Source organism: Clostridiisalibacter paucivorans DSM 22131, assembly GCF_000620125.1.
GTDB lineage: Bacteria > Bacillota > Clostridia > Tissierellales > Clostridiisalibacteraceae > Clostridiisalibacter > Clostridiisalibacter paucivorans.
Genome location: NZ_JHVL01000053.1, coordinates 1 through 25,529, shown reverse-complemented (window position 1 = coordinate 25,529; position 25,529 = coordinate 1). Strand labels below are relative to the sequence as shown.

Genomic DNA, 25,529 nt, shown 5'->3' with positions numbered 1-25,529 from the left:
ATGCAAAAACTAATATTTTTAACATAGTACGTGGTTCTACAACTGGCTTTCTACCTTTATGAGAGTAGGCACTGGTTAAAAAATTTAAATTCATCTCCTCAATAATATTGTGCACCAAGAAAACCTCGTCATCCATATCAAAATTATTAGTTAAATCAAAACTAAAAGATAGTTGCATTTTTTTGATTTTTGTTTTATTATTAATTTTAGTATGTGATTTCATATCAGATAAAACATACTAAAAAAGAGCTGAAAAATCAATAGATTTTTTAGCTCTTTTTCTTTTATTTAGGAACTATATTTTGAAACAGCCCCTTTTATTTATAACATATCTACTTTTTCTAGGTACGCACTGCGATACAAATTTCAAGCTCTCCAATAGACACTTCATTCTTAAAATCTTGCAAGTACATAAAACATACTTTCTGTTAACCCATCAAGAGCCTTTTTTGCCAATACTATCACCTCATCTTTATATCAATTATTGATATTGTCAATTCTTAAATATGTTATTTCTATAAAGTAAATAAATATTATTATATCAAACAAATTGGGATTAAGCCGCTTATCAATATCAAGGTTTCCTACACTCAAATATTACCCCAGGCTCATCTGTTGATGGTTGTACTCTTTCGTATAGTCTAAACACTTTTATATCTTTAAAACCAATACCTTTAAGTATATTTCTGAATTCATCTATATCAAAATAACGTACTTTAAATTCTTCTAATTCCGTTTCAATTAATTCTCCATTTTTAAAGAGTTCATATTTGTTTATACTTGTAGATACCTTTTTATTCTCATTATAAGAATCACAAAACCTACTTAGCACAATTTTAGACCCATCACTTCTTTCTCTGAATGTTGCAGTAACTTTTCCAATTTCTTTTGGTTTTGCATAAGGAGTTTCGAGTTCAGTCAAAAATCTCCCCCCAGAGACCATATGTTTGTAAATCTTTTTTAAACTATTAAGTAGCAAAGCTTCTTCTATAATCAAACCTAAAGACCCCTCAGGAATAAATACAAGACCATATTGTCTAGGTAAATCAAGTTCGTCTAGAAACTGTTTATATAAGTTTGTACTTAAACCCTTTATAGACATTTTACTTTTACATGCATCAATCATATCTGAAGATGCATCAACCCCGTCAATATCAAAATTCTTTTCTAATATTGGAATTAAAAAACGCCCCGACCCACACATAGGTTCTAAAATTGGTTCAGCTTTTTTACTTATATATTTCATATAAAAACTAAAGAAAGATTTTGGTGGCATAGGTTTATCAATATCATAAAATTGGGTACACAATTTTTTATACATTTCCATTTTAATTAATTCCTCCCTAATATTTTTGTACTTAATCATTATTTGAAACATAAAGTAGAAACTTGCCCTATATCAATCAACTATAATGCAAACATAATAAACAATGCTATATATGTCTTCTTTATGTCTCTATTTACTAATAAATAAGTTACTCCTAGCAAAACTCCCAAGACAATTCCTTGTAATCCAATCCATATGCTACCTTTTGTAAATGCATGAGCTAATCCCCATGTAATTCCACAGATTATCCCTCCATATGGTATGTTTTTTCTTTTATACCATACCTCAAATGCCTTCTGAGTAAAAATTATAATAAGCATAAATAACACTGTTTCAAAGGCATAATATATATACTGAAAAATGAATAATAATAGCCCTTTACTCTGAAACTCTCTGATAATCTTAAATCCTTTCCAATCTATGTAACTTGCAACTAATGCTATCACAACACAAAGTATCACAGATACCCATTGCCATTTTGCCATCTTATCTGCTGTTTCAAAAATATCAAACTGATACTTCTTTTTAGATGCAAGAATGAGTAAATAACCTACTATCCCCCAAGAAATACAGGTTATAATCCAATGAGTAATTGTCTGACTTATATTCCAGTCCTGCATTGTTACTCCATATATCATCGGTTCTAATAAAAAAGCATATAACACTTCTAGCCCTAATCCAGCAAATGCAGCCATTCCTAAAGAAAAATAATCCCACCCAGTAACTTTTTTCCCCATATCTAATTTCCTTTCTTCTTTATATTTTTAATATTTGACTAGCATTTTTTACTTCCATTGGCACGTCTGAATAATAAATAGTAACACCTATAATATATAGAATTATAAATGATAAAAACATATCCCTATATAGATTAGGATGTAAATCTGTATTAATCCAAATAGTAAATAATATAATCCCGATTAACACCAAATATTGTCCAATAATCACTAGTGTCAATGGAATTTGATATAATCTATAATAATGATGTCGTAAGTATCTAGTACCCCCTTGGTAGTAAATATGTTGTTGGAAAATCTTTTAGTTTCAAGTAATATACAGATAATAAGAACTTCTATAATTGCTTACATTTTACTTCAACATTAAAGATGTTTTTTAGCTTTTGTTGCTTATATCCATCAAGCTCTTTTTTCTCTTCAGCTTTAATTTTATCAAATTCTTTTCCAAGCATACTCTCCGGTATTTTTTGTTCATCTAAAAAAGTTTTATGCTATCCAACGAAATCTATATCATTTATTCCAATATAGCTTTTTATTAATTTTGATGGCTTTAATAAATTTAATCTCGTTTTACAATTATACAGATCAAACTTTTCATAACTTAAATCATTTATGCCTACCTAAGCAACTGTTTTTGTATAATATTTAGTTGAAAATTGAAAACATAGAGTCTAGACATCTTCTATGTATTACGAGTGGACATCCGAGCCACATCTTTCCATTAGAATACTCACGATATCCTCCATATAGATTAATACTGTCAGCTAATGCTTGAACGGAAAGTTCTTGTGCTCTATATGAAACCTCTATCCCAAACTCTTCAGTAAATTTTTTTGAAAGTTCTTTAGGTACAGTTACAACTGGTTCTACCTGGGTCATCACTACTATGGGAAGATAATTTATTTACGTGGTTACTAGTATAGGTAGACAATTCAGCAGAGTCTTTCCCTATTCTTTTATTTTTAGAACTAGCATTTTCCCTGAATGTCTTAAACCTCTCTCCATCTAAATCGTCCTTAAAGCCCGTCTTATATACAAAGGTTAGCTTATATGGATCTACATTACCCTTTTCATCTACTTCTCCAACAATTACCTTGTCTACAATACTTTCAAACACATACCTATCAAATTCTTTTAAGACTTCTTTTCTTTCAAGCATGGTCTTAAAGGTTTTCATCCTGTTTTTTATTTCATTGTTATTTTCTAGGTTATATTCTAAGTTTTCCTTTTCCTTATTCTTTTCTGAATACTCCTTCTGAAGATCTATATACTTTTCTTCATATAACTTTTACTCTATTTTTTCTTCTAATCTTAAGTCAACTAAAGAGTTTTGTTTGTTTGTAATCTTAGATATTTCTCTTTCTAATTTCTTGATATTTTTCTCCAGTGTATTATCCTTCAAAGTCGATTCTATTAATTCTAAGAACTTGTCTACGATATCCTTATTATTTGAGGTAAGCTGCCTATAGCTCTCTAGAAAGGCTTTCTCTATTGCTATTTCCTCTATACCCTTAGAGTCAGGACAGAACTTTTTACCCTTCTTAGTTCCAGTTACACATTGCCAGATAGTCTTCTTGTATTGGGAGTTACTATGCCAGGATCTTCTAGATAAATTTGAACCACAGAAGCCATATTCTAATAGGCAGGAAAAAAGCATATTCCCTACTGAATTTGTCTCTTTTACCATTCTTTGAGCCTACAGTGTTCCTATTCTTAGCCCTTCTAAGTCTAATAGCTTGGGCTTTATCAAAGTCCTCTTCACTTATAATTGGTTCATGGTGGTCTTTTATATGAAATTTATCTTCTTCACCAAAGTTCTCCAGTCTTCTTTTAGTAATAGGATCTAGAGTAAAGGTCTTTCCCATTAAAAGATCTCCTTTATATTTTTCATTCTTTATAATTCCCAGTACAGTGGTGGCTGACCACTTACTAGAGCTTCTAGGAGACCTGTAGCCAAGGTTTTCTAACTCCCTGCATATAACACTTCCCCCTGCCCCTTCTAAGTATCTCTTAAATATATATCTCACTACCTCGACTTCATCTTCATTTATTGAGATAGTTTTACTTTCTTTATCATAATCATAACCTAAACATCCATGAAAACCAACCAGCTCTCCTCTCTGCATTTTCATCTTCAAACCTTTTTTTACATTAGCCGAAATATTTTCAACTTCTTGCTGGGCAACAGAGCTAAGTATAACTAAAAGTAATTCACCATCCATAGTTAATGTATTAATATTTTCTTCCTCAAAAAATACTGCTACATTCATTTCCTTTAAGCGTCTCACATATTTTAGTGTATCTAAAGTATTTCTAGCAAATCTAGATATAGATTTAGTGATTACCATATCTATATCTCCATTCATACAATCATTTATTAGCCTTTGGAAATCAAGTCTTTTATCTACTTGAGTGCCAGTAATAGCATAGGCTAAGGGTACAAAGTCCCTCGCCTCCGAACCGTACGTACACCTCTCGACGTATACGGCTCTCCGTTAATAATTAACATATCTTTTAAAGCTCAAATTAACTATGAATTGTCTTATGACACTCGTCACATACCACTAATGTTTTCCTGTTCTTCACTTTCATTATCTGTTCCCAAAGCTTATTGCCTTCTAGTTCCTTTACACTAGAAACGTGGTGGACTTCATAATTAGACTTTCCTCTACTACCACAGAGTTCACAAACACCTGCTTGCAGTCTTGCTCTAATGGTAGCGTTGGTATTTACTGAATAAATGTGCCTAACTATGTTATCATCACAGAAACCTTTACAGTCTTTAAGCTTTACAATTTTCTTTTCTCGAGTCATACCCTTTTCTGTTTTATATTTTATTGACCAACCTTTACCATTTTTATGTTTGTCAATTATTTTTCTGATAGATGAATTATATTTTCCTGCTAAAGTTGCAAGGCAACTGTATTCCATCAAATATTGAAAATAATTGAGTTTATTGAAATTTATAGCAAGGCGGTAATAATTGAGTATGCCACGAATTTCTGCATTGTACCTCTCTAAGATTTCATGGTCTGGTAAGTACAGCCAACCCTTTCTGTGTATTGGGTGAAATTTTTTGGCTTTGGTTTGTCTGATAATTCCTTTGTCAAACATGAACTTTTCTATCTTTTCTAAGGGAACTAATAATTCAACAGTACCATTTAATTGACGTTTCTTGTGTCCTGATGAATTGGTTGATATTTGTTGATTACGTCTAACCGAAATATCATATCCTAAAAATCTGACCTTTTCACTGCTATGGGTAATCAGGGTCTTTTCATCACTTAATGTAAGCTTTAATTCATCATTTAGGAATTGTCTTAATTGCTCTTTTATTTTTATACAATCTTCTTTATCTCCTCTTACAGCTATTATAAAGCGAGTAGACCTAAGGACCCTCCCCTTAAGTCCCTCTCAGAACCGTACGTGAACCTCTCAGCTCATACGGCTCCCATTATCCAGCCGTTGGTAATATCCCTAATTTCCAGTGAGCAAATAACTTTATATCTCTCTTAGCAATGCTACCTAACCAATATTCAGCTTTTCGTCTGTGTTTTCGTTTCTTGTACTTTCTACGAACCCATTTAATTAAGCAACTGTTAATATATCGTAGCACTTCATACATTTCCGATTTATAGAAATGTGAATAATAGTTAATCCATCCCTGTATTTTCTTGTTAAACATCTTTGATATATCCCATAGGTCTTTATCGACTTTTAACTGTAGCTTCCACCCTTTTACTTCTTTACGAATTGTTTTCTTTGCCTTTTCAGATATAGCTGGAAGAAAATTTGTAAAGAATTTTCCATATTTACTGCTAGAATGTCTTGGTCTAAATGTGTATCCTAGAAAATCAAAAGATATGTTTGTATAATTCCCTTTACGATCATCATCTTTACAGTACACTATCTTAGTTTTCTCTAGGTTTAGTTCCAGCCCACATTGCCTAAACCTTTCCTCTAACCTTCTCTGTAGATATTTTGCTTGCTTTAAAGATGTACAATGTGCTACTCCATCATCAGCATATCTTTCCCACGGTATTGTTGGAAACTGTTTTACCATAAAATCATCAAAGGTATAATGCAAGAATAGATTTGCAAGTACTGGACTTATGACACCTCCTTGAGGTGTCCCCGATATTCTTGGTATTACTTCTCCATCTTCCATTTGAAATGGTGCTGTTAACCATCTCTTAATGTATAGGATTATCCAGTCATCTTTTGTATGTCTTTTTACTAATTCCATTAGATAATCATGCCTGATATTATCAAATAATCCTTTGATATCAAATTCTAATACCCAATCTTTTCTCCAGCATCTTGTTCTTGTCTTTTCTATTGCTTGTATTGCCGATTTATTTGGTCTATATCCATAAGAATCTTCATAAAATATCGGTTCTACACATGGCTCAAAGTACATTTTAGCCACCATCTGTGCAATCCTATCTTCTACTGTTGGTATTCCTAAGATACGGGTTCCTCCATTTTTCTTAGGTATTGCTACTGCTTTTACAGGTTTGGGGAAGTAACTTCCTGATGACATTCTATTCCATATTTTGTATAGGTTATTGTTCAAATTCTCCTCAAAATCTTGGATTGATTGTTCATCAACTCCATATGTTCCCTTGTTTGCCTTCACCTTTTCATAGGCTTCTTTTACTTTCCATTTTGAAATATTATATGGCTTTGTTTCTTGCATAAGCTCCTCCTTCTTTCAAAGTTGACTTATTCTTAAAACTGGATAACTCAGGTTCTTCGCTCCATTCCCATTACAGGAACTTCTTCACTACTACAACCCAATCTGCCCCCATGACTGCATTGGTACTCTTATCTTGCGGTTCTTCCACTTGATATACTCCCTTAACATCAGCCCGTGGGTTCCCACGTTCCATACAGACGCCTGTATTAAGTTCATGCCACCTTTGTGCCGCCCACCATCTAGGCAGTAAACAGGTTTCCCCTAGACTTATCCCAGATTAACGACAACCCCCTGGTTTTGATGGAATCTCTACGCTTTCGACACTTTCGTAAGTGGTTCACTTGCTCGTTCATCTTCTTAATACGCACTTGACAGTTTAGGTACTGCCTTTTCCTTAACGCTCAATACCATGGCTTTTGACCACAGCACCTTAAGGTAGTTTGAAATCTCCACCTGCATGGCGATTTCGGCGGGCCCACCGCCATCATCTGTACAGCATAGCTGTCCTCAAGTAGCTACGCTACTTGGACACGCCTTCGTGGCGCACAATCATCAGCATATCTCACAAAAGCGATATTTTTATCTGTCTGTGACTTATAGGGGATTTTCAAAAGTTCTTTACTATACTCATTGATTTTTGAAATTAATACTGGTTTTTCTTTTTCAGTAGCTTTTTTAAGTTTAACTTGTAACCAATATCTCTTTCCCCTAATTTTGTCATACTCTGGATTTATACTTCTTATTGCTGGTTTATCAAAGGTCTGCTTTATTTCCATGATTTTATTGTCCAATTCATTTAAATAAATATTTGCTAGAATTGGTGATAAAATTCCACCTTGAGGTGTTCCAGAATAAGTTTGATTGTATCTGAAATCCTCAATGTAGCCTGTCTTTAGAAAACTGCGAATTATGTTTATGAACTTACTGTCTTTAATTTTCCTTTGCAGTATTTCAATGAGTTTTTCATGGTCAATATTATCAAAACAACCTTTTATATCACCTTCCACAAACCATCTTGTACCTTTAAAATATGGTAGTGTCTGTTTTAATGCAGTATGGCAACTTCTATTAGGTCTAAATCCATGTGAGAAATCACTGAAAACGGGTTCATATATAGCTTCTAAGAATCTGCGAATTACTTCTTGTAATAGCTTATCCCTAAATGATGGTATTCCTAAAGGTCGCATGTTCCCATTTGGTTTTTTGATATATTCTCTACGTACTGGTTTAGGTCTATATGTGTTGTTTCTTAATTCTTCAATCAAGCTTTCTACATATTTCTCTCCAAATCCATCAGCAGTATCATTATCAATACCTTTAGTTGATGCACCTTTATTTGAATATAATTTTTGGTATGCACTGTAATAAATATCTTCCCTTAAAAGATAACGGTAAAGGCGAGTATATACTCCATTTTTGTGTTCATTTGAGTTTTTGTAGATACGCTCCAAAATATCAGCTGTTGGTTTCATTCAGGATTCTCCTGCCTTTCAACTTTCTTATTTTGAAATTTATTAACTGTTTCCCTTCGCCATGTAATGAGCCTTACTCATCTCAGACTACTATGGAAACTCTGTTACCATGCAAGTAATAAACTTGTTTAGGTAATCCCCAGTTTAGCTTTGTTTCTTGGAAGTGTGGATTGTCGGATATGCTTTCAGTCTGTTATAACACGTTCTCGTGCCTGCTCTGTAATTTATTGATAACTCTATATGCGACGAAGGTACATATAGATATTACAGCTAAGGTAACAGGACATTTCCTTAAACCCTACGCAATGATAGCTTAGACCTCACATTCGATAAATACAATCTTATCCTCATATCCACTTGTCATTGCAGCATAAGTCGTGGCTTTTGTCCTAAGCCAACTTGTTGCTTTCCTATCATGCTATGTTCCTGTCTTGGGTTTCCCCTTGCAGTAAGATAGGTTGACTACTGCGTTATCTTACAGTGTAGTTCCATAATTCTACTTTAAACAAAGCCCTAATCTGGGCGCACTTCATCAGCATAAATTCCAGCCATGGTCCAGTCAGAATTTTCATTGATTAAATCTGTATAGTATTTTACTTGAGAGTGATAGCTCTGAAGCTGATCTTCACTATCAGTACTTACCCTACAATAAGCTGCAACTCTTTTTAAATTTATCTCTGCACCATTTCTTCTACCATTTAAAAGACCTTCACCTTTTATTACTTCTACCTTCTTCATAATCTCACCTCACTTTTGTATTTCTCTATACAATCCTATTTTACCGCGACTAGTTAAATTTAGCAGGTCAAATCTGAAGAAATCTTATATTTTTCCATAAGAAGTTTTTTAATCTTAAAGTATTCTTGATTGTTTATTAGCTTTTCACTTAATAATTGCCTGAGCATGGCAAGCTGAATGCTATATTCTAATATGTCCTTCATCTATTCTTCCTCCTTTAGATTTTTACCAAAGCTTTCTTTATTCTCATAGGACTACTTAAGTCCCCCTATATATAAAAGTGAAAATAATGCCCACTTGATTCGCTATTTTAAAAAGATTTTAGGAATTTAAATGAAAATAGACACAGAAAAAAGCGATTGCTCTAAGAAAAATTATTCTTAAATCAATCGCTTTGTTTATTCACAGCAACAACATTTCCTGTTACATATATCTACAAGTCCAGTTAATTTTTATCTATTCTCCATGTGACCCTACGTACTCTTTGTATTTATTCCTCCAGTAATTTCAGCATCTTCTAAATGAAACACCCCATTTATCTCTAGTCTGTCATAATTGTTTGTATGCCCTCCAATTATTTGCTTCTCACCTAATACAGTCCATATGATTGTTAACTTGTTTTCTTGTAAATATTTTAAGAAAGGAATCTTTCTTATTAATAAATGAGACTTTGAATTATAATAAACACTAGTATCAAAACAAATGACTTCATTAGTGCTATTTAAAAATTCTCCTTCTTTTCTGCTATATTTTAGATTCATATCTCTATAAATATTTGTACAAGGTTTTAGAAATCTGATAGCATCTTCTTTTGATTTATCAAATTCTTCTTCCCACAAAAATGATTCAGTAGGAACAATTACTTTTGCAATATGTTGATTTGAATTAGGGTCAATAACATCACGCCATTCGAGCCCATTATAATATTCATTCATAAAATATTGGTGGGCCTGTGACCAGTAGTATTCTCTGCTAAAGATTTCATATCTATCACTACTTTCAGGCATCCATCTACCCATAAAATCTTGTTGTACTGCCCAATCTTTTAATACCTGAAAATCTTTCTCATTAACAATATAACTTCTTACCTGGGTCCAAAATCTCTTATGGGGATAGTTCCATCTTTCTTCTCCAATTTTTTTCGGCTCTGCCCATTCAGGATAATTCTCAAGAACTAACCATTTTTCACGTTGTTCATCTTCCACTTCAATTAGATTTTCAAACTTCGGTAAATCAGTAGAGTTTTTAAACCAATCTTTATCTGGACAATCCCAATTGAATGAACTCCCTGTTTGCCACCAAAATTCTTCATTCGCATCTTCATCATTACTTCCAGTTTTATGAATAATCATAGTTGGATCTATATCCCTAATATAGGGACTCCATGGTCCTTGATATGGTTCTTCTTTTTCTTTTTTAAAACTGTATTCTTCATATTTTTTGAAATTATCCGATACGCGTGCAACCATCTCATATAAAGCTATCCATTGATATTTTTTACCTATACGTTCGATACTTGAAGCACTTCTTCCATATGAACCTATATCACGATCATATTTCCCATGTTTTTCAACATCATAACCATACTTCTCAAATATCCACTCGATTGCAAGATTGCTTAGGTCATCTGTATTGACATCCCAAGCCCGCAAAGCACTCTCAAAGGTATATCTCCCAAAATCACCATATCCACCTGTTCCTCTACCATATTCAGTCGTCATTGAACTAAGGATTTTATTTTGAGACCAGTAATAGTCTGGAAAATTCTTTTTATAATCGAATCTATATTTTGCATCAATTTCTTGATTGGTTAGTATTTTTGTAGAGAAAGTACTCTTATATGGGGGTCTTACTAAATTAATGTCAAAGGAAAGGGTATAGCCCAAATAATACGTATATTCTATAATCCCACGGGCGTAATCACGCAACAACACGTGCGGATAAACTTCATCTTTGTCCTTAAAAATAATTTTAAATATATATTCACTTAATTCTACAAATAAATCCTTTTGCTCACTCCTTAAGACACATCCATAAGCAACTGCGAATAATCTTTCATATACATAAGGATCATTTACATCTTCAAATATTTCCAAGATCCTTATTAAAACATTTATCCTATCTTGCAATAAGCATACTAATGCTTTCGTTGAACAATCACGCAACTGTCGATTTGTTGAAGTATGAAACCATGCTATCGCTATACTCGCAAGCTCAATTGACTCATCCGAAACATATGATTTATCATTTTCATCCCAGGCCCAATCAATCAGATGCTTTACTGCTGACTCATCGCTAAATTTATTTTTCAAAAGTTCAGTCCATTCAGCATCTCTATCCTGCATAGAAAATTCCATTAAGTTTTTGTGCAAAAATTTGGAATTAAAAAAGTGACCTGGTAATGCCGCAACAGAAAGAATTGTCTCCCAGAATAATTCATAAGTGCCATTATAAGAAAATACAAATTTATTTACATAGGCTATTGATTTATCATTTATACTATCTAATTTACGCCAGAGTAGACTTTCAATAAATGATTCAACAACAGGATATTTCCCCTTAAGATCAGGCATAAATTCAAATAACTCTTTACTATAAATTTCTGGAACTTGGATTGAAAATGCATCTATCAACCTTCTATTTGAATATATCGATTTTTCAGTATCAATGTATTTATAAAGATTACCGCCTTCTTTAAACTCTTCTTCAATATTTGGATATTTTTCCAATAAATATTGTGCCTTTAAATGATCCTCAAATCGTTCATAAGCAAAGTAGACACCTTCTTGATATTGGTTATTCGATTTCCAAAATAAGTTTTTGGACAATACTCCCTCTACTATCAAGTTCTCAATAAATCCTTTTTTTTCAGTATATTTTGAGGCTACCTCTTCAATAAGGTCATAGGCAATTTCGTATGGTACATACCATACATCATTTTCGATTTTATACTGAATTAAGGCATTTACTGACCTTTGAACCAATTTTATACTGCTCGAATAGTCTACAGAATTTGGTTTAGACAAAACTTCATTTACACCATTTAAGAAAAAATCTATGATTGAGGTTATCCCTTGAAGTCCATCCGGTATTCTGTTTAAACCTGCTTTTTTTATTCCCTCACAGAAGAGCTTTAAAAAAAGAGGGTTTTGAAACTCGTGATATAGTAAGGGAACATTAGGCAATTCTATCTTATAATTATTAAAAAAGAGCCTACTCGCCTCGTATTCAACATTTCTAAAACCATAGAGCGTATGACTGATAATGCCCTCACAGATATCATCAGGAAAAATTAATGCCTTATATGATGAACGAACTGTTACAACTAAACCTAGCCATTCATATTTTTTAATTTCATAAATAAAACTTCTAATAAAATTTGGCCAAAAATATCTTCCTCTACCTTCATTAATCGCATCAATAAATAATATAATCCTTTTTTTAGACTTCTCCCCACGTTCATTAAGGGTATTTAAAAATTCCTCTGTTTTAGAATTGATTTGAAGAATCTTAAATATCTGAGTCCACGGATTTTCATCTATCAAGAGGTGCTGACCCAGAATAAAAATACTTTCATAATCATCACTCATACGTTTGGAAACAATATCACCGACCATATGTGACTTCCCTATCCCTGCCTCCCCATCGATAACCAGTATAGGATTATTAGCAAGTCGAAAGGTAGCACTATTAATAAATTCAATAAAACTCATCAGTTCATATGTAAAATCACTGATGTTTCTTATTTCAGATCCAAATTTACGATAAGTCCTATAGCTTTTTGTTTCCTTTGTTACCTTTCTTTCTTCTTCCAGATGATAATAGCTCTCAGCTTCTTCAACTAGTTTTCTTATTTTATCAGATATCTCTAAGAAAGAATCGATTGGGATTATCTTAGTACCCTGAAAATTGGTCGACTTAAATCGATTAAATAATTCATCAAAATACTTCTCCAATTTTTCCATTATTTCATTTATGTTGGCCATATCAGTTCTCTTTATAAGGATTTTCTTCCCTTTGATAAGAAGATTATCTAGTCTTTTAATTGCCTCCCTCTCAAATTTTGCTGAGCGACCAATTCCATCAAAAACAAATGTATCCGAAAGTTCAAAATTAACTTTTGGAGTATATCGTTCTCCTAAATCATGTATTGCAGATTGGTTTTGTTTAATAAACCATTTTTTATTTGGATTAAAGGTTATTGACTTCTCAATACGTTTTATTTTCTTATCTAGATTATTTAACGAATTATGAATATCAAAAATCTTTGCTTTATAATTTTCCTCAATAAATAAATCTTCAAGCTCTTTATCATTATTAATATTATTAACAAACAAGCTATAAAAAGTATTTAATTCCTCTTTTGATGGGATAAGAATATGAGGGTTCTCTTCAAATTTTCCTAGTAAATCTTCATCTGATAAACTAGTTTTAAAAAGTACATAATTATTCAATTCTTCAAACAGTATCTGAGAATGATAAAATGGAAACTTAGCTTCACCTTGAAAAAATGGGTGTCTAATTTCATACTCATCTATTGTTTTATTGATAATGCATACCAATCTACCTTTATATGTTTTTTTAGGGAATATAATCTTTTTAAAAAAACAATAACCCATGTCTTCAATGAATTTATCTAGAAATTTTGAAGCAATGTATGAAACTACTATCGTAGAAGTTATCATGGCATCCTCCTCCAATTATTATACTTTAACTGCCTTCATATATTAATAAGAAATTAAATTTACATGAACATTATAATTTACTTTGCCATATTAAAAATAAATGACTCCCTTATAATTTGCCTAATTAACCCTAAATCACTTTCAAGACTTTGTCAGGTCAAAGCTTTTAAAGAAATTACCTAATACACGCTAATATTAGCTATAGAATGTGGTAATATAAATATGCAAATCAAATATTTAGCTTAATACCTGCTTTTAGAATAACTTTAATAGCAAGCACAGTAAGTGTAGACACACTTACGAGAAAATTGATGAAGCGGGCCCTTTTAGGTTCGCTTCTTTTTATCCAATTTTCTACTTGTTCCTATCGGAATGATTTAGGGGACACCCCTAATACCCTGTTATAAAAAGTGGCTAAGCTTTCTCTTAACCACTAAATGATTCATTAAGCTTCAAACCACTAACCTACTATTGATTTTATCAATAGTTGAAATAATTTCCCTAGCTAAGTCTAGCTTGTTATCAAATAATTTAATTACCCCGCCTTTTTTATTGAAGGGGAATTCCTGTAAAACCTCTTTTTCAATAGATCCATTTTTAACAATATAATCAATAATATTATTGACAAAGTTAATCTGATCTGAGTTTAATTTTTCATCTGTTAAGAATTTTGAAAACTCTTTGTTAGCTGCCCCCTTATCCATACCTGTAATACTGGCAACCAGTTTCAAAAGAGGTTTATCATCATAAACTTTTTTATAGGAATCCTTATCCCCTAATTCTTCAAAGAGGATTCTTTCAAAATATTTAATATCTTCTTTGGTGAGTTCTTCATTATTTCTAAGTTTATAAATAGGCAAATCATCCCTATACTTCTTAAAATAGGATACTACTCTTTCTTTATAAGTTCCTAAATCATTAACATCATATATTGGACTTCCCTCTCTAACCCCTATTACTTCGTCCTTAAAATCTGTATAGTAAATTCCCTGTCTTTCCCTATCTATTAGCTTTATAAGTTCTCTTAAAGCCTTTCTAACCCTTTCATAGTCAAAGAGATCTGCATCTTCCCAAAACTCTTCTTCCTGTATCTCATAAATTAGCTCTTTATTTTTTTGTACTTGCCCTATAGAGCCCTTTTTCTCTAAATCATTGGCAGTCTTTTTAACCCTACTCTTAGGTTTAGAATATGGTTTTTTCTCAAGATAGGCATATTGTATAGTGTACATTAAATAGTCAAATCTCTTAGCTAATTCATCGTCATCTGTAGATATTATAAGAGGTGAAACTTCATCTTTAAGGTTCTTTACATCAATTTCCTCTAGACTTTCAAAAGCTCTTTTATCTGAATACCTATCTATTAGATGCAGCCTCATTCTTGCATTAAATCTATCAGTATTTATTCCTTTAATTAAAAGACTTATATTGTCTATTAACTCATTTCTGTATTCTATAAATTCATCTTCCTGATAGTCTAAATCTTCCAAAGCCTTTATCAAATCAACCTTAATGTTAAATAAGTTTTCTGTTAGGGATCTTTGAAGACCAGCTTCATGACCTCTCTTATTTATTTCAAAAAACTCAAAGTTATAGTAGTAGTCAAAGATTAAGAATTTTTTCTTGTCAAGTCCTGGTCCAAATAGATCTTCACATAGCCTAGTTCCCCTACCAATCATCTGCCAAAACTTGGCCTTAGACCTGACTTTTTTAAAGAATACTAGGTTTACAAGTTCGGGAATATCTATTCCTGTATCCAGCATATCTACAGATACTGCTATTTGAGGATAAGAATCCTTGTCCTTGAATTTATCTATAAGATTATCTACATAATTAATTTTATGATAAATAGCCTGAGCAAAATCTCCCCTGTATTCAGGATATAGGGCATTGAATCTTTCAACTATAAAGTCAGCATGGTCTTGATTTGCAGCAAAGATTATAGTCTTGCCTAACTTATCTCCACCCTCTACCTTTATTCCTTTTTCCATTAAATCCTTTATAACTAAATCTACCGTATCTATATTAAAAAGACTTTTGTTTACCATTTCACTAGGAATATCTTCAAAAGAATCAAAGGTGTTTTCAAATTCTTCCTTTTCTTCCTCTGATAAGTCCTTATACTTTATTCCTTCCTTCATAATTTTAGTTTCAGATACCTGTGGAAGTTCATAATTTACTAGATATCCATCTTCAATAGCCTCTTTTAATTCATAGGCAAAGGTTGGATTACCTTCTTCCAGCTCAAAAATCCTATAGGTATTCCTATCAATTTCATCTACAGGGGTAGCAGTCAAGCCTAAAAGCCTAGCATCAAAATAGGCAAATATATCTTGATATTTCTTATAGATAGACCTATGGCTTTCATCTAGAATTATCAAATCAAAGTGTCCATTGGTGAAAATCCTCTTTCCATCAGTCCCCTTTTTCTCATCTATAGCATTCATTATGGTTGGATAGGTGGAAAATACCATTCTACTACTAACATCATCCTTATTGTCCAAAAGATTGCAAAGGGAAAGTCCAGGTAAATGTTCATTAAAACTTTCCTTAGCTTGTTTGACTAGGGCTGTTCTATCTGCTAAAAAGAGAATATTTTTGGCCCAGTTATTCCTAACCATAAGATCAACTATAGAAGCAGCTGTTCTTGTTTTTCCGCTTCCCTATCGTGTCAAGGGTATGATACAAATTATTTTACTTAAGAAGATCAATTGATTAATTAAATAATTAATCTTATCCATCAAATTAAATTAAGATATCCTCGATTCATATAATGTAACTATCTAATTTGGTTTTTTTGTTATTATTATTTTAGATCAAGTACTTTTTCAATTTTTAATTTCTTTTGTTTAATCATTCTTAGTATAAAAGCTTCATAACTTTCTTCTGGATAGTTTGGATTGCTTTTTTCCTCATATTCATCTTCAGATTCCATATAAATCTTTCCAATTTTTTGTGCAAAATTTAGCATAGTTTTTTTAAATTCTGTTGGCTCTCCCTTTCTTATTAAAACTTTTATTTTTTGGGGGAGTTCATTATATAATTGCTTTAATTGTGATAAATGTTCATTTAATTCTAGGTCCGAGCCATCCTTATAGATTGTTTTTATTTTATCATCAATAATTCTTGTAATATCTTCACTAGTTGCCTTTTCAGATTTAGTACCTCTACGAACATATACGGTATCTTCTTCTAATCCTTCTGTTTGATTAAGAGAAATAAATGGCAACCTATCTGGAGTATCATTTACAATTAAAACCTGAAACTTTTTATTTTCTACAGCCTGATATTCAGAACCTTTATACTCAAAATTGAAAATTTCATAATGGAGATTGGGTGAAACATACCTAGCAAGGTCATTGTTTATATCAGCATCATCTTTAAATTTTTCTAACCCTCTTGGTTCAAAAGTGCCATCATCTTTTTGCTTTATACCAAATATAACCACTCCACCTCTAGAATTTCCCATAGCTAAAACTAATTTAGCTAATTTCCCTTTATTTATCCAGGTCTCTTTAAAGTCAAATTCATCTAGCTCTCCAAAATTATTCTTTAATAATTCTCGAAATTTATCTTTTGTAGGACTTTCTAAGAAATCTTCATAGAAAATATCTTTAAAATGCTTCTTCATAGAACCCCTCCCTTTCCTATCACCTTTAATAAAGTATATCATCACTAATAATTATAGTACAAATCTTTTCTTCTATATAAATAATTCTCCAAAAAGTAGGTATGCTTTTAAAACCAATGTCTCTGGTAACATTATATGTTTTTATATGAAACACCCCCAAATCTCTAGATTATTTGATTTGGAGGTGTTTAAGCATATTTTTTATAGATACTTCATTAAAAGTTTTCTTAAGAACCTTTATAGGAAAAAAGAGGCCCTATTGGTGGATCTCCTTCTATTGTACTAACAATATTCTATTTTTTCTATACCTTTGCCAGAAATGTATATTGTTTTAATATATTTGCCTACCACATCTTCAGTAAGACTTTCTATACTTCCACTTTTTTTAAGTTCCTTATCAATAGCTTCTATACGCTTATTATTCTCTTCAGTAGACTCCTGCAATTGGTCTTTTATCTCTATAAAATTCTCTCTTGAAATCTTACCAAACTTATACTTTTCAAATTCTATTCTCTTCTTCTTTGAAAGTTCATCATTTTTATCATAGAGTTTTTTCTGTTCCTTTAAGAGTCTTTCCTTTTCTGTCTTGTCTGTATGGAATCTATTTTTAAGAATTTCAAAGACATCTTCTTCTAAATCTTTATAATGAGGTAGTTTTTCTTCCTGGTCTAGCATCCTACAATAATAGCAGTAAAGATTTATGCCTATTAATTCTTTGCCATTAGAACTTTTAAGGAATCTGATTTTGTATCCACACTTATTACATCTTACGAAAGGAGCAATAGGACTACCATTATATTTACTTGTCCCACCTTTGAATTTATTCTTATGTCTTGATTTTAATAGTTCACTTGCTTTATCAAAGGTTTCTTTGCTTATAATAGCTTCATGATTATTATAAATCTTTTCCCATTCTTCCTTGGGATGATAGGTAACCTTACCACCATCAAGCTTGCTTTTACTTGTCTTGTTAAATACGAATGTTCCAGTATAGGCTTCATTTCTTACAATCCTTCTAACCATGCTATGAGACCATATAGTTTGCTCTACAGTTGAGAACCACCTATTAGAATAGGAATCATACCCTTTAATCTGCTTTCTCCTTGCTCTAGCTGTTATAACACCTTCATCATTAAGGATTTTTGCAGTTTCATTTAAAGTATGTCCTTCAATGATAAGCTGAAATATATATCTAACATTATCCGAAACTACTTGATCAATGATAAGCTTGTATTTATCTTTAGGATCCTTTAGATATCCATATGGTGGTGTTCCTGTGGTATATTTTCCTTGTTTTCTAGCTGTGTAAAGGGCAGTAGTCATCTTTTCTGAAATATCTCTACTATAATAATCATTAAGAAGATTTTTAAATTGAATATCTAGCTCTGTACCATTATGGCCTTCCTTATCACTATCATAGCCATCATTTATTGCTATAAATCTTACCCCCATAAATGGAAAGATATTTTCAAGATAATCACCCATTTCAATATAATTCCTCATAAATCGTGACATATCCTTTACTATAATACAATCAATCTTCTGTTCTTTAACCTTTGCAAGAAGTCTATCAAGCCCTGGTCTTGAAGTAGTGCTTCCACTATAACCTTCATCAACAAACTCTTGTAAGTTTGCTTTTTTAAGTTCTTGGTCATTAAAGATGAAGTGCTTAATAATATTTCTTTGAGAATTTATAGTTTCTTCCGTATATTTTAGATTATCTCTTTCAGAAAAAGAAATCCTCATGTAAATGGCAACATTATTCATTTGACTCCATCTCCTTCCGACCTAGATAACCTTTTAAGCTGATTTTTATAGTTTCATTATCATATACATCAATGCGTTCAATGTATTTTTGGATAATTTCTTCATCTAGTTTGATATCTTTATAGGAAGACAAATAGTCAAACAGTTCTATCTCTTCTTCTGCCTTAGCTTCTATGAATAGGATTTCTAGGTCAAAACTACTTAGGTCTTTTTCATAGAGGCTTAAACTCTTTCTATTTAATTCTCTTTCCTCTAGATAATCTTCCTTTTCAATCTTTCCTAAACTATAGGCTTCATATAACTTTTTTAAATCTGAATTAAGCTTAGAAATCTTAATTGAAAGGGAAATCCGATGTTTTTCTACCACCTCAATCTTCATCTTGCTTATATCAATTATTCTATCTTTACAATCTGCTCCACTTGCATCAATACTCAGTACATTTCTTAGTTTTTTTATTACTAGCTCATCTATAGTATCTTCCATGATAGAAATATAGGGAGTCTCAAGTATCATTCCATTATTTCCTTCATTTGTGAACTTATAATAATAGAATTTAGCGTCTTTCTTTCTGCTTTTAATGCAATGTCTTCTTAAAACTAGCTTAGTATTTCCATCAAAAATTATACCTCTATACTTGTTGACTGGATCTCTTTCTAGATCGTGTCTTGTTATTTTAAAGTGGTCTTTCTTTTTATTGTTATCAAGTATCTCCTGGGCTGCCAAAAATAAATCATTTGGAATTATAGCTTCATGGGAGTCTTCTACAATTATCCATTCATCTTTAGGTTTTTGCCTATAGTGGCCAGACTTTCTCCCTGGAACATTTTTCTTAGTTCCTTGAACAAGGCAACCTGTATAGACTCTTTGCCTAAGCATATTGGCTATTGTACCTTTTCTCCATTGCAGCTCTCCTGGCTCACGTGAGATATTTCCTGTTTTATTATAGGCACTTGATGTAGAAATATTGTCTTCATTAAGCTCCTTAGCAATTTTTAGTGTATTTTCACCAGCTGCATACCTAGTAAAAATCCTCTCTACTATCTTCATGCTTACTTCGTCAGGCTCAAGTTTTCTTCCACCATCTTTTTCTACTACCTTATAACCAAATGGTGGAGTTGAACCTATAAAGAATCCTTGCTTGGCATTTAGCCTTTTGCTTGTTTTAACTTTATAACCAATATCTTTTGCATACATGTCATTTATAATGTTCTTTATTAGCATTTCAAAGGATAATTTTGCATCAATACCTCTTTCTGTATCAATCTTATCTACTACAGAAATAAATCTTACTCCTAAAAAGGGAAATACCTTGTCTACAAGCCTACCCATTTCAAGATGCTCTCTACCAAGTCGTGATAGGTCTCTTATTATAATACAATTTATAAGACCACTTCTCACATCATCCATCATTTCAATATATCCAGGCCTATCAAAGTTTGTTCCAGAATACTCATAATCTGTATAAACCTTGACTAAATTCATGTTTTCCTTATTGGCATATTCCTGACAGATTTCTATTTGAGTTTCTATGGAAGATGATTTATTCCTCCATTCCTCTGTTCTCTCTTGTGAGAGCCTAGTATAAATTCCAGCCCTGAATGAACTGATAACTTTTACTTCCTCTGTCTTTATAAGATTTCTTCTAGATATTCTAGCCATTAACTGCTACCCCCTCTCTTTGAGCGGATAGGTTCTTAATAGCCATGGTATTAAAGGAAATAAGATTAGAAGTATTACTTTTCTTTACTCCATTTATTATCTTCTTTAATATGTCCAGTTTCTCCATATCATTAAAAAATACTGCTATTCTCGGTCTACCTTCTTGGTCTTTTTCCTCTACCAAAATTCTATCTACAAATAAAGCAAGTGTTTGCCTATCTATGCTTTCAATATTTTTATACTTCTCTAAGTCAGTAAGCCAGTTTTCCTTAGAAGCAAGTATATCTCCTAAATCTTCATAGGCTTTCTTCCTACTTATAATTTGCTGATCTATCTCTTTTATTTTTAATTGATAGCTCTTTCTAAAGGATTGAAATTCATCTTCATCAATAAGCTCTTCTTCCAAATCAATGTAAAGAGACCTCCTAAGAGTTTCATATTTCTTTTTATCAGCAAGTAGATCATCTAAGTCAAGCTCATATTCTGTTTTGCTTAAATCAGTTCCTCTGATTCTTGCAAATAACTCTTCCTGGTACTTAATATGTTGCTTAAGAATAAAATCTAATGAAGATAAAATATCTTCCTCTCTTATACTGTGTCTTGAACAAGCATTTCCTCTATTGTATAAGCCACAGATATAATAGTTCCTATAACTATCTTTTGTTTTCTGCTTTCTTCTAATAAGTTGATTTCCACAATCTGCACAATAAAGCAGACCTGTTAGAAAATCAGGTTTTGACTTCCTATTTAGTATGTCTCTTCCCATCATCTTATTTGCTACATTGAACATTGTTTCCGTAACAATAGATTCATGAGTTCCTTCCACCTTAATCCAGTCCTCTTCAAGAACTTTAATCTCCTTATTAGACTTATAATTTAGCTTTGTCCTTTTCCCTTGCTCAAGGACTCCTATATAAATTCTATTTTCAATAATTCTGTTTATCATCTTGGCCTGCCATTTACTTTTATTTGTGGCAAAGCCTGTTGTAAAATTAGAACCTTCGCTTTCTTTATAGGCCCCAGGAGTTTGAACTCCTAGTTTATTGAGTTCATCTGCTATAGCCTTTGAAGAATAACCTTCAATTTTCATTTCAAAGATTTTCCTAATTATATGAGATACTTTTCTATCAATTATAAGATGATTTTTTTGCTTCTTATTTTTCTTATATCCATAGGGTGCAAATGCTCCTATGAATTCTCCTCTCTGTCTTTTAGTTTTTTGAGAACTTTTTACTTTCATAGATATATCTCTGCAATAACTATCATTAATAAAGTTTTTTATAGGAAGAATAAGATGTGTGTCACTTACATCAGCATTTTCACTATCATAGTTATCATTAACTGATATAAATCTGACTCCCATTTGAGGAAAAGTTTTCTGAAGAAACTTCCCCGACTCAATATAATCTCTTCCAAATCTTGAAAGGTCTTTTACAATAATAGTTTTGCAATCTTTCTTTTCGAGGTCATTAAGCATTCTTTTAAAATCTGGCCTATCAAAGTTGGAACCTGTATAGCCATCGTCAATAAATTCCTTGACAATCTTAAAGCCTGCCTTATCAGCATAGCTTTTTATAAGTTCCCTTTGATTTGTAATAGAATTGCTTTCACCTTCATCTCCATCATCTCTTGATAAGCGAAGATACATATAAGCTTTAGTTTTATTCATTTCTCTTCTCTCCTTAATAAATATTTTGGGTGCAATTTATTAAGGATTTCAGAAACTTTATATTTTCATCTTACCGCACTTATATATATCTGTCACCACCCTAAATCCTTAATTCTAATTTACATAAATCTGATACAAAATCATCCATACTAACTCTTGTATCTCCTATACAACAATTAACAAGAACATTACCTACCTGAATAAATATATTCTTTTTATCTTCAGGAATTTCTGCTAGTTCTTGATCTATGTATCTTCCCATTGATAATTCATCTTTACATCTATGATTGACAGAAGAAGAGTTCTCATTTTTGTCTTTAATAGTTTTCATTTCGATACCTCTTCTTTCTTTAATTTTTTTTAATTTAAGTTTAATGACATTGACAAGTGCTTGGTAGCTACATAGGAATTTCACCCCTCCCCTTTTCTCGGTGGGAAGCAACAACGTATAGAAGTATCATTATCACCGTTTGTATCTTTGCAAAAAGGCCTACCAGACCTTTCCTGTAGCAAACTATCTATCGCTTTCACTTTTGTTTCCTTTGCATTTAGCGTTATGCAAGTATTTATTTAAACCGAAGATATACTTCAGCAAAGTGGTCATGGCGTAGCCTCTACTGGCTCCATAAACGGATAATGTCCTGTCTTGGTCTATTCAGTTATCAAAGTTCAAATTAATTTATAAAATATCTCTTCTTATTTAGGGAATTGCTTAAATTACCCCTTATATTTAACAGTGAAAAAACTGCCCCTCTGATTCGCTATTTTAAAAAAACTTTTATTTTACTCCCAATCTATTAAGAATTCCTTTAACTTTTTTAAGGTTTTTTCTTTTCTTCTAAAGACAGCTCCTTGACTTATATTCAGCTTTTTAGCCAAGTCTCTTTGTGGTATTTCCTGAAAAAAAAGAGCCTGAATAAGTTCCCTTTCTTCAGGGTTTAACTTATTCAAGGCTTCATGAAGTGCTGCAATCTGCATTTTTACAGCCACTAATTTTTCGATGTCAATACTTTTATCTGCAAATCTCTCCTCAATGTTTCTGTCTTTTTCTTCTATAGCAAATTCTGAGAAATAACTTAGTTTGTTCTTTTTATCTAGCCTTTTAAGATAATTTTCTCTATTGGTTTCACTCCAATATTCTTTATAAATTTTCTCTGTTACATCTACCTTTTTATCTCCTACAAAGAGATAGTAATTCTTTCTATTTTCTTTCATTTTCCATAACCTCCTAATTTTAAAAATCAATAAGTTTTTAAAATTAGAGATTATGGATATCTAGCAATGTAGGTTTCCCATCGTCTTTTCATATGCACCTGCTCTTTCTTTTGTCTAAGAGCCGACGCATATAACGAAAGTATTTGGGAAATAAAAAAAGAGCCACACAAAACAGATTTATCTATTCAGATAAATACTTCCGTTTTGCGTGACTCTTAAGGATTCTTGTTCAATTTATAATTGAAGTCTTGTCCAGTTCAGATCATTCAACAAACTCTTGATTTATAACTGTTGTTCTTAAGGATTCTAGCCCAGTTCAACACCTCTGTATAAACCTCAATCTATTAAGTTTTCCTTGGAATATGTAGGTTGAGAACTTTGACTTATTCCTGGATTCTGATTCCAGATTCAAAGTATTTTATCTATGTGGCTCCTAACGGTACATTCCGAATCCAGTCCTCCATAGATTTTTAATTTATGTTACCATTCCTAAGAGTTTTTTGCCCAGTCCAATGGCTAAAACATAAATTTCACAGAAACTCACTTAATATTTCTTATATTTTTTCTTTTTCTTTATATCCTACTGGGCTTTCAGCTACCATGGATATCTTCTTGTCTGGATGAAAGATAATCATCCCATTGTTAATTTCAATTTCTATGTTTGCCCCACATTTGGAGCATTTAATTTCCATATCATTAAAGCTACTAGTGAAACCACTTTTACATAACTCTTTCCCACAATATGGGCATCCTATAATATACTTTTTTCTTTTTTTCATCTGCAATCCTTCTTTTCTTATTGTCTTCAAAGTGGATTAGGGAAAGAAAACTACAGATGAGTTACTAACCTAACACCTAAATACCACTGAAGACCAGCATTTTTTCATCATCTTGAATCCTTCTTTTCTAAGTTTGTTATTAGAAGTTTTCTTACAACGGGCACTTCTAACTTTTAAACATGATTTTTTTCTAGCAATTAAATTAAATCTTTCATAATTTTTATAGCTACCCCTTGAATAGAACAGTTAGCAGTTATTATATCTGACATATTTTTGTTTTCAGATTGAAGTCTTACACACTTATTTCCTCTATCTAGATACAATCTTTTTAATGTAGTGCTTCCATCTTCTAGAAGAGCAACAACAATCTGACCTTCATTAGCTTCTTCTTGTTTCCTCACAACTACCAAATCTCCATCTTCAATTCCTGCTTCTATCATAGAATCTCCGTTGGCTCTAAGGATAAAATAGTCTCCCTTACCAAAAAATTTTGCAGGTAAGGATACATAACTTTCAATATGCTCTTCCTCTAAAAGTGGAATTCCACAAGATACAGATCCTAAGACAGCCGCTTGTATCATGTCATTTTCCATTTTTTTAATGGTTGGCGTTATGATTTCTTTACCATTGTATTCGAGCATACCTCTTTCATCCATCTCTACAAGATAACGGTATACAGTACCATTATCAGTTTTTACAACTTTTGCAATTTCTCTGGTAGAAGGAGAAGTCCTATAATGATTTGTGTATTCATTTACAAAATCAATTATTTCTTTCATACGTTTTGGACTTTTTGTTCTCATGTTCTACCTCCTCGTATAATATGTTTAGAAACACTTTTATAAGTGTTCTAAGCATATTTTTTTTATTTATTTTTATTACAATTTTTAATTGAGATATCCTAGTGCTAAAATAAGATTAAGAATAGTTAGCAAAGGATAATTCTTGTCCTCCTTGCAAAACCATAAGGTTATTGCCAGAAAAGCATGCTTCCTGACTTAGTTGTCATAACCTGCATACTACAGATGCTGCATCTCTTTGATTAGACCAACAGCAAGGTTAGTTTTCAAAGATGAATGCTAATAGTGCGAGGTTGCAGTTAGCGACTAAGATTAGGATATCTCTTTTACTAATTGTTCTCCATTTTCTAGGA

General features: G+C 31.9%; 22 protein-coding genes and 1 pseudogene. All 23 read right to left on the bottom strand.

What is annotated here, in order from left to right:
* Window positions 1-574 precede the first annotated feature (574 nt).
* Window positions 575-1,327 carry a class I SAM-dependent methyltransferase gene (locus Q326_RS0112750; RefSeq protein ID WP_034602226.1) on the bottom strand — a complete coding sequence of 251 codons (753 nt, stop codon included), beginning with the start codon at window positions 1,325-1,327 and terminating at the stop codon, window positions 575-577.
* Window positions 1,328-1,407: 80 nt separating this feature from the next.
* Entirely contained in the window at window positions 1,408-2,064 is a 657-nt protein-coding gene (locus tag Q326_RS0112745; protein ID WP_026895737.1) for a hypothetical protein, read from the bottom strand.
* A 19-nt stretch (window positions 2,065-2,083) separates the two neighbouring features.
* Window positions 2,084-2,347: a DUF6608 family protein gene (locus tag Q326_RS19290; RefSeq protein WP_488655824.1), complete on the bottom strand. Its 264-nt coding sequence runs from the start codon at window positions 2,345-2,347 to the stop codon at window positions 2,084-2,086.
* A 362-nt stretch (window positions 2,348-2,709) separates the two neighbouring features.
* A complete protein-coding gene (locus Q326_RS18545; protein ID WP_156936309.1) occupies window positions 2,710-2,943 on the bottom strand; it encodes a hypothetical protein in 234 nt (77 codons plus the stop codon).
* A complete protein-coding gene (locus Q326_RS19220; protein ID WP_051531464.1) occupies window positions 2,909-3,223 on the bottom strand; it encodes a hypothetical protein in 315 nt (104 codons plus the stop codon). Before Q326_RS19220 ends, Q326_RS18545 begins: the two co-directional genes overlap by 35 nt.
* A 129-nt stretch (window positions 3,224-3,352) precedes the next feature.
* The gene (locus Q326_RS19215; protein WP_051531461.1) at window positions 3,353-3,721 is read right to left on the bottom strand and encodes a recombinase zinc ribbon domain-containing protein; all 369 of its coding nucleotides are present in this window, start codon (window positions 3,719-3,721) and stop codon (window positions 3,353-3,355) included.
* A complete protein-coding gene (locus Q326_RS19210; protein ID WP_431188269.1) occupies window positions 3,669-4,430 on the bottom strand; it encodes a recombinase family protein in 762 nt (253 codons plus the stop codon). Before Q326_RS19210 ends, Q326_RS19215 begins: the two co-directional genes overlap by 53 nt.
* Before the next feature lie 160 nt (window positions 4,431-4,590).
* Entirely contained in the window at window positions 4,591-5,265 is a 675-nt protein-coding gene (locus Q326_RS17360; protein WP_284071442.1) for a group II intron reverse transcriptase/maturase, read from the bottom strand.
* A 253-nt stretch (window positions 5,266-5,518) separates the two neighbouring features.
* Window positions 5,519-6,763, bottom strand: a complete 1,245-nt coding sequence (gene ltrA, locus Q326_RS0112720; protein WP_026895734.1) for a group II intron reverse transcriptase/maturase — start codon at window positions 6,761-6,763, stop codon at window positions 5,519-5,521.
* 515 nt (window positions 6,764-7,278) lie between these two features.
* A complete protein-coding gene (locus Q326_RS17355) occupies window positions 7,279-8,235 on the bottom strand; it encodes a reverse transcriptase domain-containing protein (RefSeq protein WP_051531459.1) in 957 nt (318 codons plus the stop codon).
* A 513-nt stretch (window positions 8,236-8,748) separates the two neighbouring features.
* Complete coding sequence (locus Q326_RS0112705) at window positions 8,749-8,973, bottom strand: hypothetical protein (protein ID WP_026895733.1); 225 nt, start codon at window positions 8,971-8,973, stop codon at window positions 8,749-8,751.
* Between the two features lie 59 nt (window positions 8,974-9,032).
* Window positions 9,033-9,176, bottom strand: a complete 144-nt coding sequence (locus Q326_RS0112700; protein WP_026895732.1) for an SHOCT domain-containing protein — start codon at window positions 9,174-9,176, stop codon at window positions 9,033-9,035.
* Window positions 9,177-9,446: 270 nt separating this feature from the next.
* Window positions 9,447-13,658: an AVAST type 2 anti-phage system protein Avs2 gene (gene avs2 / locus Q326_RS0112695; protein ID WP_034602223.1), complete on the bottom strand. Its 4,212-nt coding sequence runs from the start codon at window positions 13,656-13,658 to the stop codon at window positions 9,447-9,449.
* A 452-nt stretch (window positions 13,659-14,110) separates the two neighbouring features.
* Complete coding sequence (locus Q326_RS19160) at window positions 14,111-15,334, bottom strand: type I restriction-modification enzyme R subunit C-terminal domain-containing protein (protein WP_347876191.1); 1,224 nt, start codon at window positions 15,332-15,334, stop codon at window positions 14,111-14,113.
* Window positions 15,326-16,306: pseudogene (locus Q326_RS19095) on the bottom strand (DEAD/DEAH box helicase family protein); the annotation flags it as partial. The pseudogene Q326_RS19095 and the gene Q326_RS19160, both read right to left, overlap by 9 nt.
* A 155-nt stretch (window positions 16,307-16,461) precedes the next feature.
* A complete protein-coding gene (locus tag Q326_RS0112685) occupies window positions 16,462-17,286 on the bottom strand; it encodes an AlbA family DNA-binding domain-containing protein (RefSeq protein ID WP_026895730.1) in 825 nt (274 codons plus the stop codon).
* A gap of 282 nt (window positions 17,287-17,568) precedes the next feature.
* Window positions 17,569-19,053, bottom strand: a complete 1,485-nt coding sequence (locus Q326_RS17345) for a recombinase family protein (protein ID WP_051531455.1) — start codon at window positions 19,051-19,053, stop codon at window positions 17,569-17,571.
* A complete protein-coding gene (locus Q326_RS17340; protein WP_051531454.1) occupies window positions 19,046-20,713 on the bottom strand; it encodes a recombinase family protein in 1,668 nt (555 codons plus the stop codon). Before Q326_RS17340 ends, Q326_RS17345 begins: the two co-directional genes overlap by 8 nt.
* Window positions 20,706-22,382 carry a recombinase family protein gene (locus Q326_RS0112670; RefSeq protein ID WP_026895729.1) on the bottom strand — a complete coding sequence of 559 codons (1,677 nt, stop codon included), beginning with the start codon at window positions 22,380-22,382 and terminating at the stop codon, window positions 20,706-20,708. The genes Q326_RS17340 and Q326_RS0112670 overlap by 8 nt, the downstream gene beginning before the upstream one ends.
* A gap of 100 nt (window positions 22,383-22,482) precedes the next feature.
* A complete protein-coding gene (locus tag Q326_RS0112665) occupies window positions 22,483-22,797 on the bottom strand; it encodes a hypothetical protein (protein ID WP_156936308.1) in 315 nt (104 codons plus the stop codon).
* 368 nt (window positions 22,798-23,165) lie between these two features.
* The gene (locus tag Q326_RS0112660) at window positions 23,166-23,597 is read right to left on the bottom strand and encodes a sigma-70 family RNA polymerase sigma factor (RefSeq protein WP_034602209.1); all 432 of its coding nucleotides are present in this window, start codon (window positions 23,595-23,597) and stop codon (window positions 23,166-23,168) included.
* A gap of 554 nt (window positions 23,598-24,151) precedes the next feature.
* Complete coding sequence (locus Q326_RS0112655) at window positions 24,152-24,376, bottom strand: hypothetical protein (protein ID WP_026895726.1); 225 nt, start codon at window positions 24,374-24,376, stop codon at window positions 24,152-24,154.
* Between the two features lie 197 nt (window positions 24,377-24,573).
* Window positions 24,574-25,179 carry a transcriptional repressor LexA gene (gene lexA / locus Q326_RS0112650; RefSeq protein ID WP_026895725.1) on the bottom strand — a complete coding sequence of 202 codons (606 nt, stop codon included), beginning with the start codon at window positions 25,177-25,179 and terminating at the stop codon, window positions 24,574-24,576.
* Window positions 25,180-25,529: the final 350 nt, after the last annotated feature.

Excerpts from the sequence above, each read along its gene's own strand:
- Q326_RS17340 (WP_051531454.1), bottom strand. The coding sequence starts at position 20,713 with ATGGCTAGAATATCTAGAAGAAATCTTATAAAGACAGAGGAAGTAAAA.
- Q326_RS0112700 (WP_026895732.1), bottom strand. The coding sequence starts at position 9,176 with ATGAAGGACATATTAGAATATAGCATTCAGCTTGCCATGCTCAGGCAA.
- ltrA (WP_026895734.1), bottom strand. The coding sequence starts at position 6,763 with ATGCAAGAAACAAAGCCATATAATATTTCAAAATGGAAAGTAAAAGAA.
- Q326_RS0112670 (WP_026895729.1), bottom strand. The coding sequence starts at position 22,382 with ATGAATAAAACTAAAGCTTATATGTATCTTCGCTTATCAAGAGATGAT.
- Q326_RS18545 (WP_156936309.1), bottom strand. The coding sequence starts at position 2,943 with ATGACCCAGGTAGAACCAGTTGTAACTGTACCTAAAGAACTTTCAAAA.
- Q326_RS0112750 (WP_034602226.1), bottom strand. The coding sequence starts at position 1,327 with ATGGAAATGTATAAAAAATTGTGTACCCAATTTTATGATATTGATAAA.
- Q326_RS19215 (WP_051531461.1), bottom strand. The coding sequence starts at position 3,721 with ATGCTTTTTTCCTGCCTATTAGAATATGGCTTCTGTGGTTCAAATTTA.
- Q326_RS0112660 (WP_034602209.1), bottom strand. The coding sequence starts at position 23,597 with ATGAAAGAAAATAGAAAGAATTACTATCTCTTTGTAGGAGATAAAAAG.
- Q326_RS0112655 (WP_026895726.1), bottom strand. The coding sequence starts at position 24,376 with ATGAAAAAAAGAAAAAAGTATATTATAGGATGCCCATATTGTGGGAAA.
- lexA (WP_026895725.1), bottom strand. The coding sequence starts at position 25,179 with ATGAGAACAAAAAGTCCAAAACGTATGAAAGAAATAATTGATTTTGTA.
- Q326_RS17345 (WP_051531455.1), bottom strand. The coding sequence starts at position 19,053 with ATGAATAATGTTGCCATTTACATGAGGATTTCTTTTTCTGAAAGAGAT.
- Q326_RS19210 (WP_431188269.1), bottom strand. The coding sequence starts at position 4,430 with ATGAATGGAGATATAGATATGGTAATCACTAAATCTATATCTAGATTT.
- Q326_RS19220 (WP_051531464.1), bottom strand. The coding sequence starts at position 3,223 with ATGCTTGAAAGAAAAGAAGTCTTAAAAGAATTTGATAGGTATGTGTTT.
- Q326_RS0112685 (WP_026895730.1), bottom strand. The coding sequence starts at position 17,286 with ATGAAGAAGCATTTTAAAGATATTTTCTATGAAGATTTCTTAGAAAGT.
- Q326_RS0112705 (WP_026895733.1), bottom strand. The coding sequence starts at position 8,973 with ATGAAGAAGGTAGAAGTAATAAAAGGTGAAGGTCTTTTAAATGGTAGA.
- Q326_RS17355 (WP_051531459.1), bottom strand. The coding sequence starts at position 8,235 with ATGAAACCAACAGCTGATATTTTGGAGCGTATCTACAAAAACTCAAAT.
- Q326_RS19160 (WP_347876191.1), bottom strand. The coding sequence starts at position 15,334 with ATGATTGGTAGGGGAACTAGGCTATGTGAAGATCTATTTGGACCAGGA.
- Q326_RS0112745 (WP_026895737.1), bottom strand. The coding sequence starts at position 2,064 with ATGGGGAAAAAAGTTACTGGGTGGGATTATTTTTCTTTAGGAATGGCT.
- avs2 (WP_034602223.1), bottom strand. The coding sequence starts at position 13,658 with ATGATAACTTCTACGATAGTAGTTTCATACATTGCTTCAAAATTTCTA.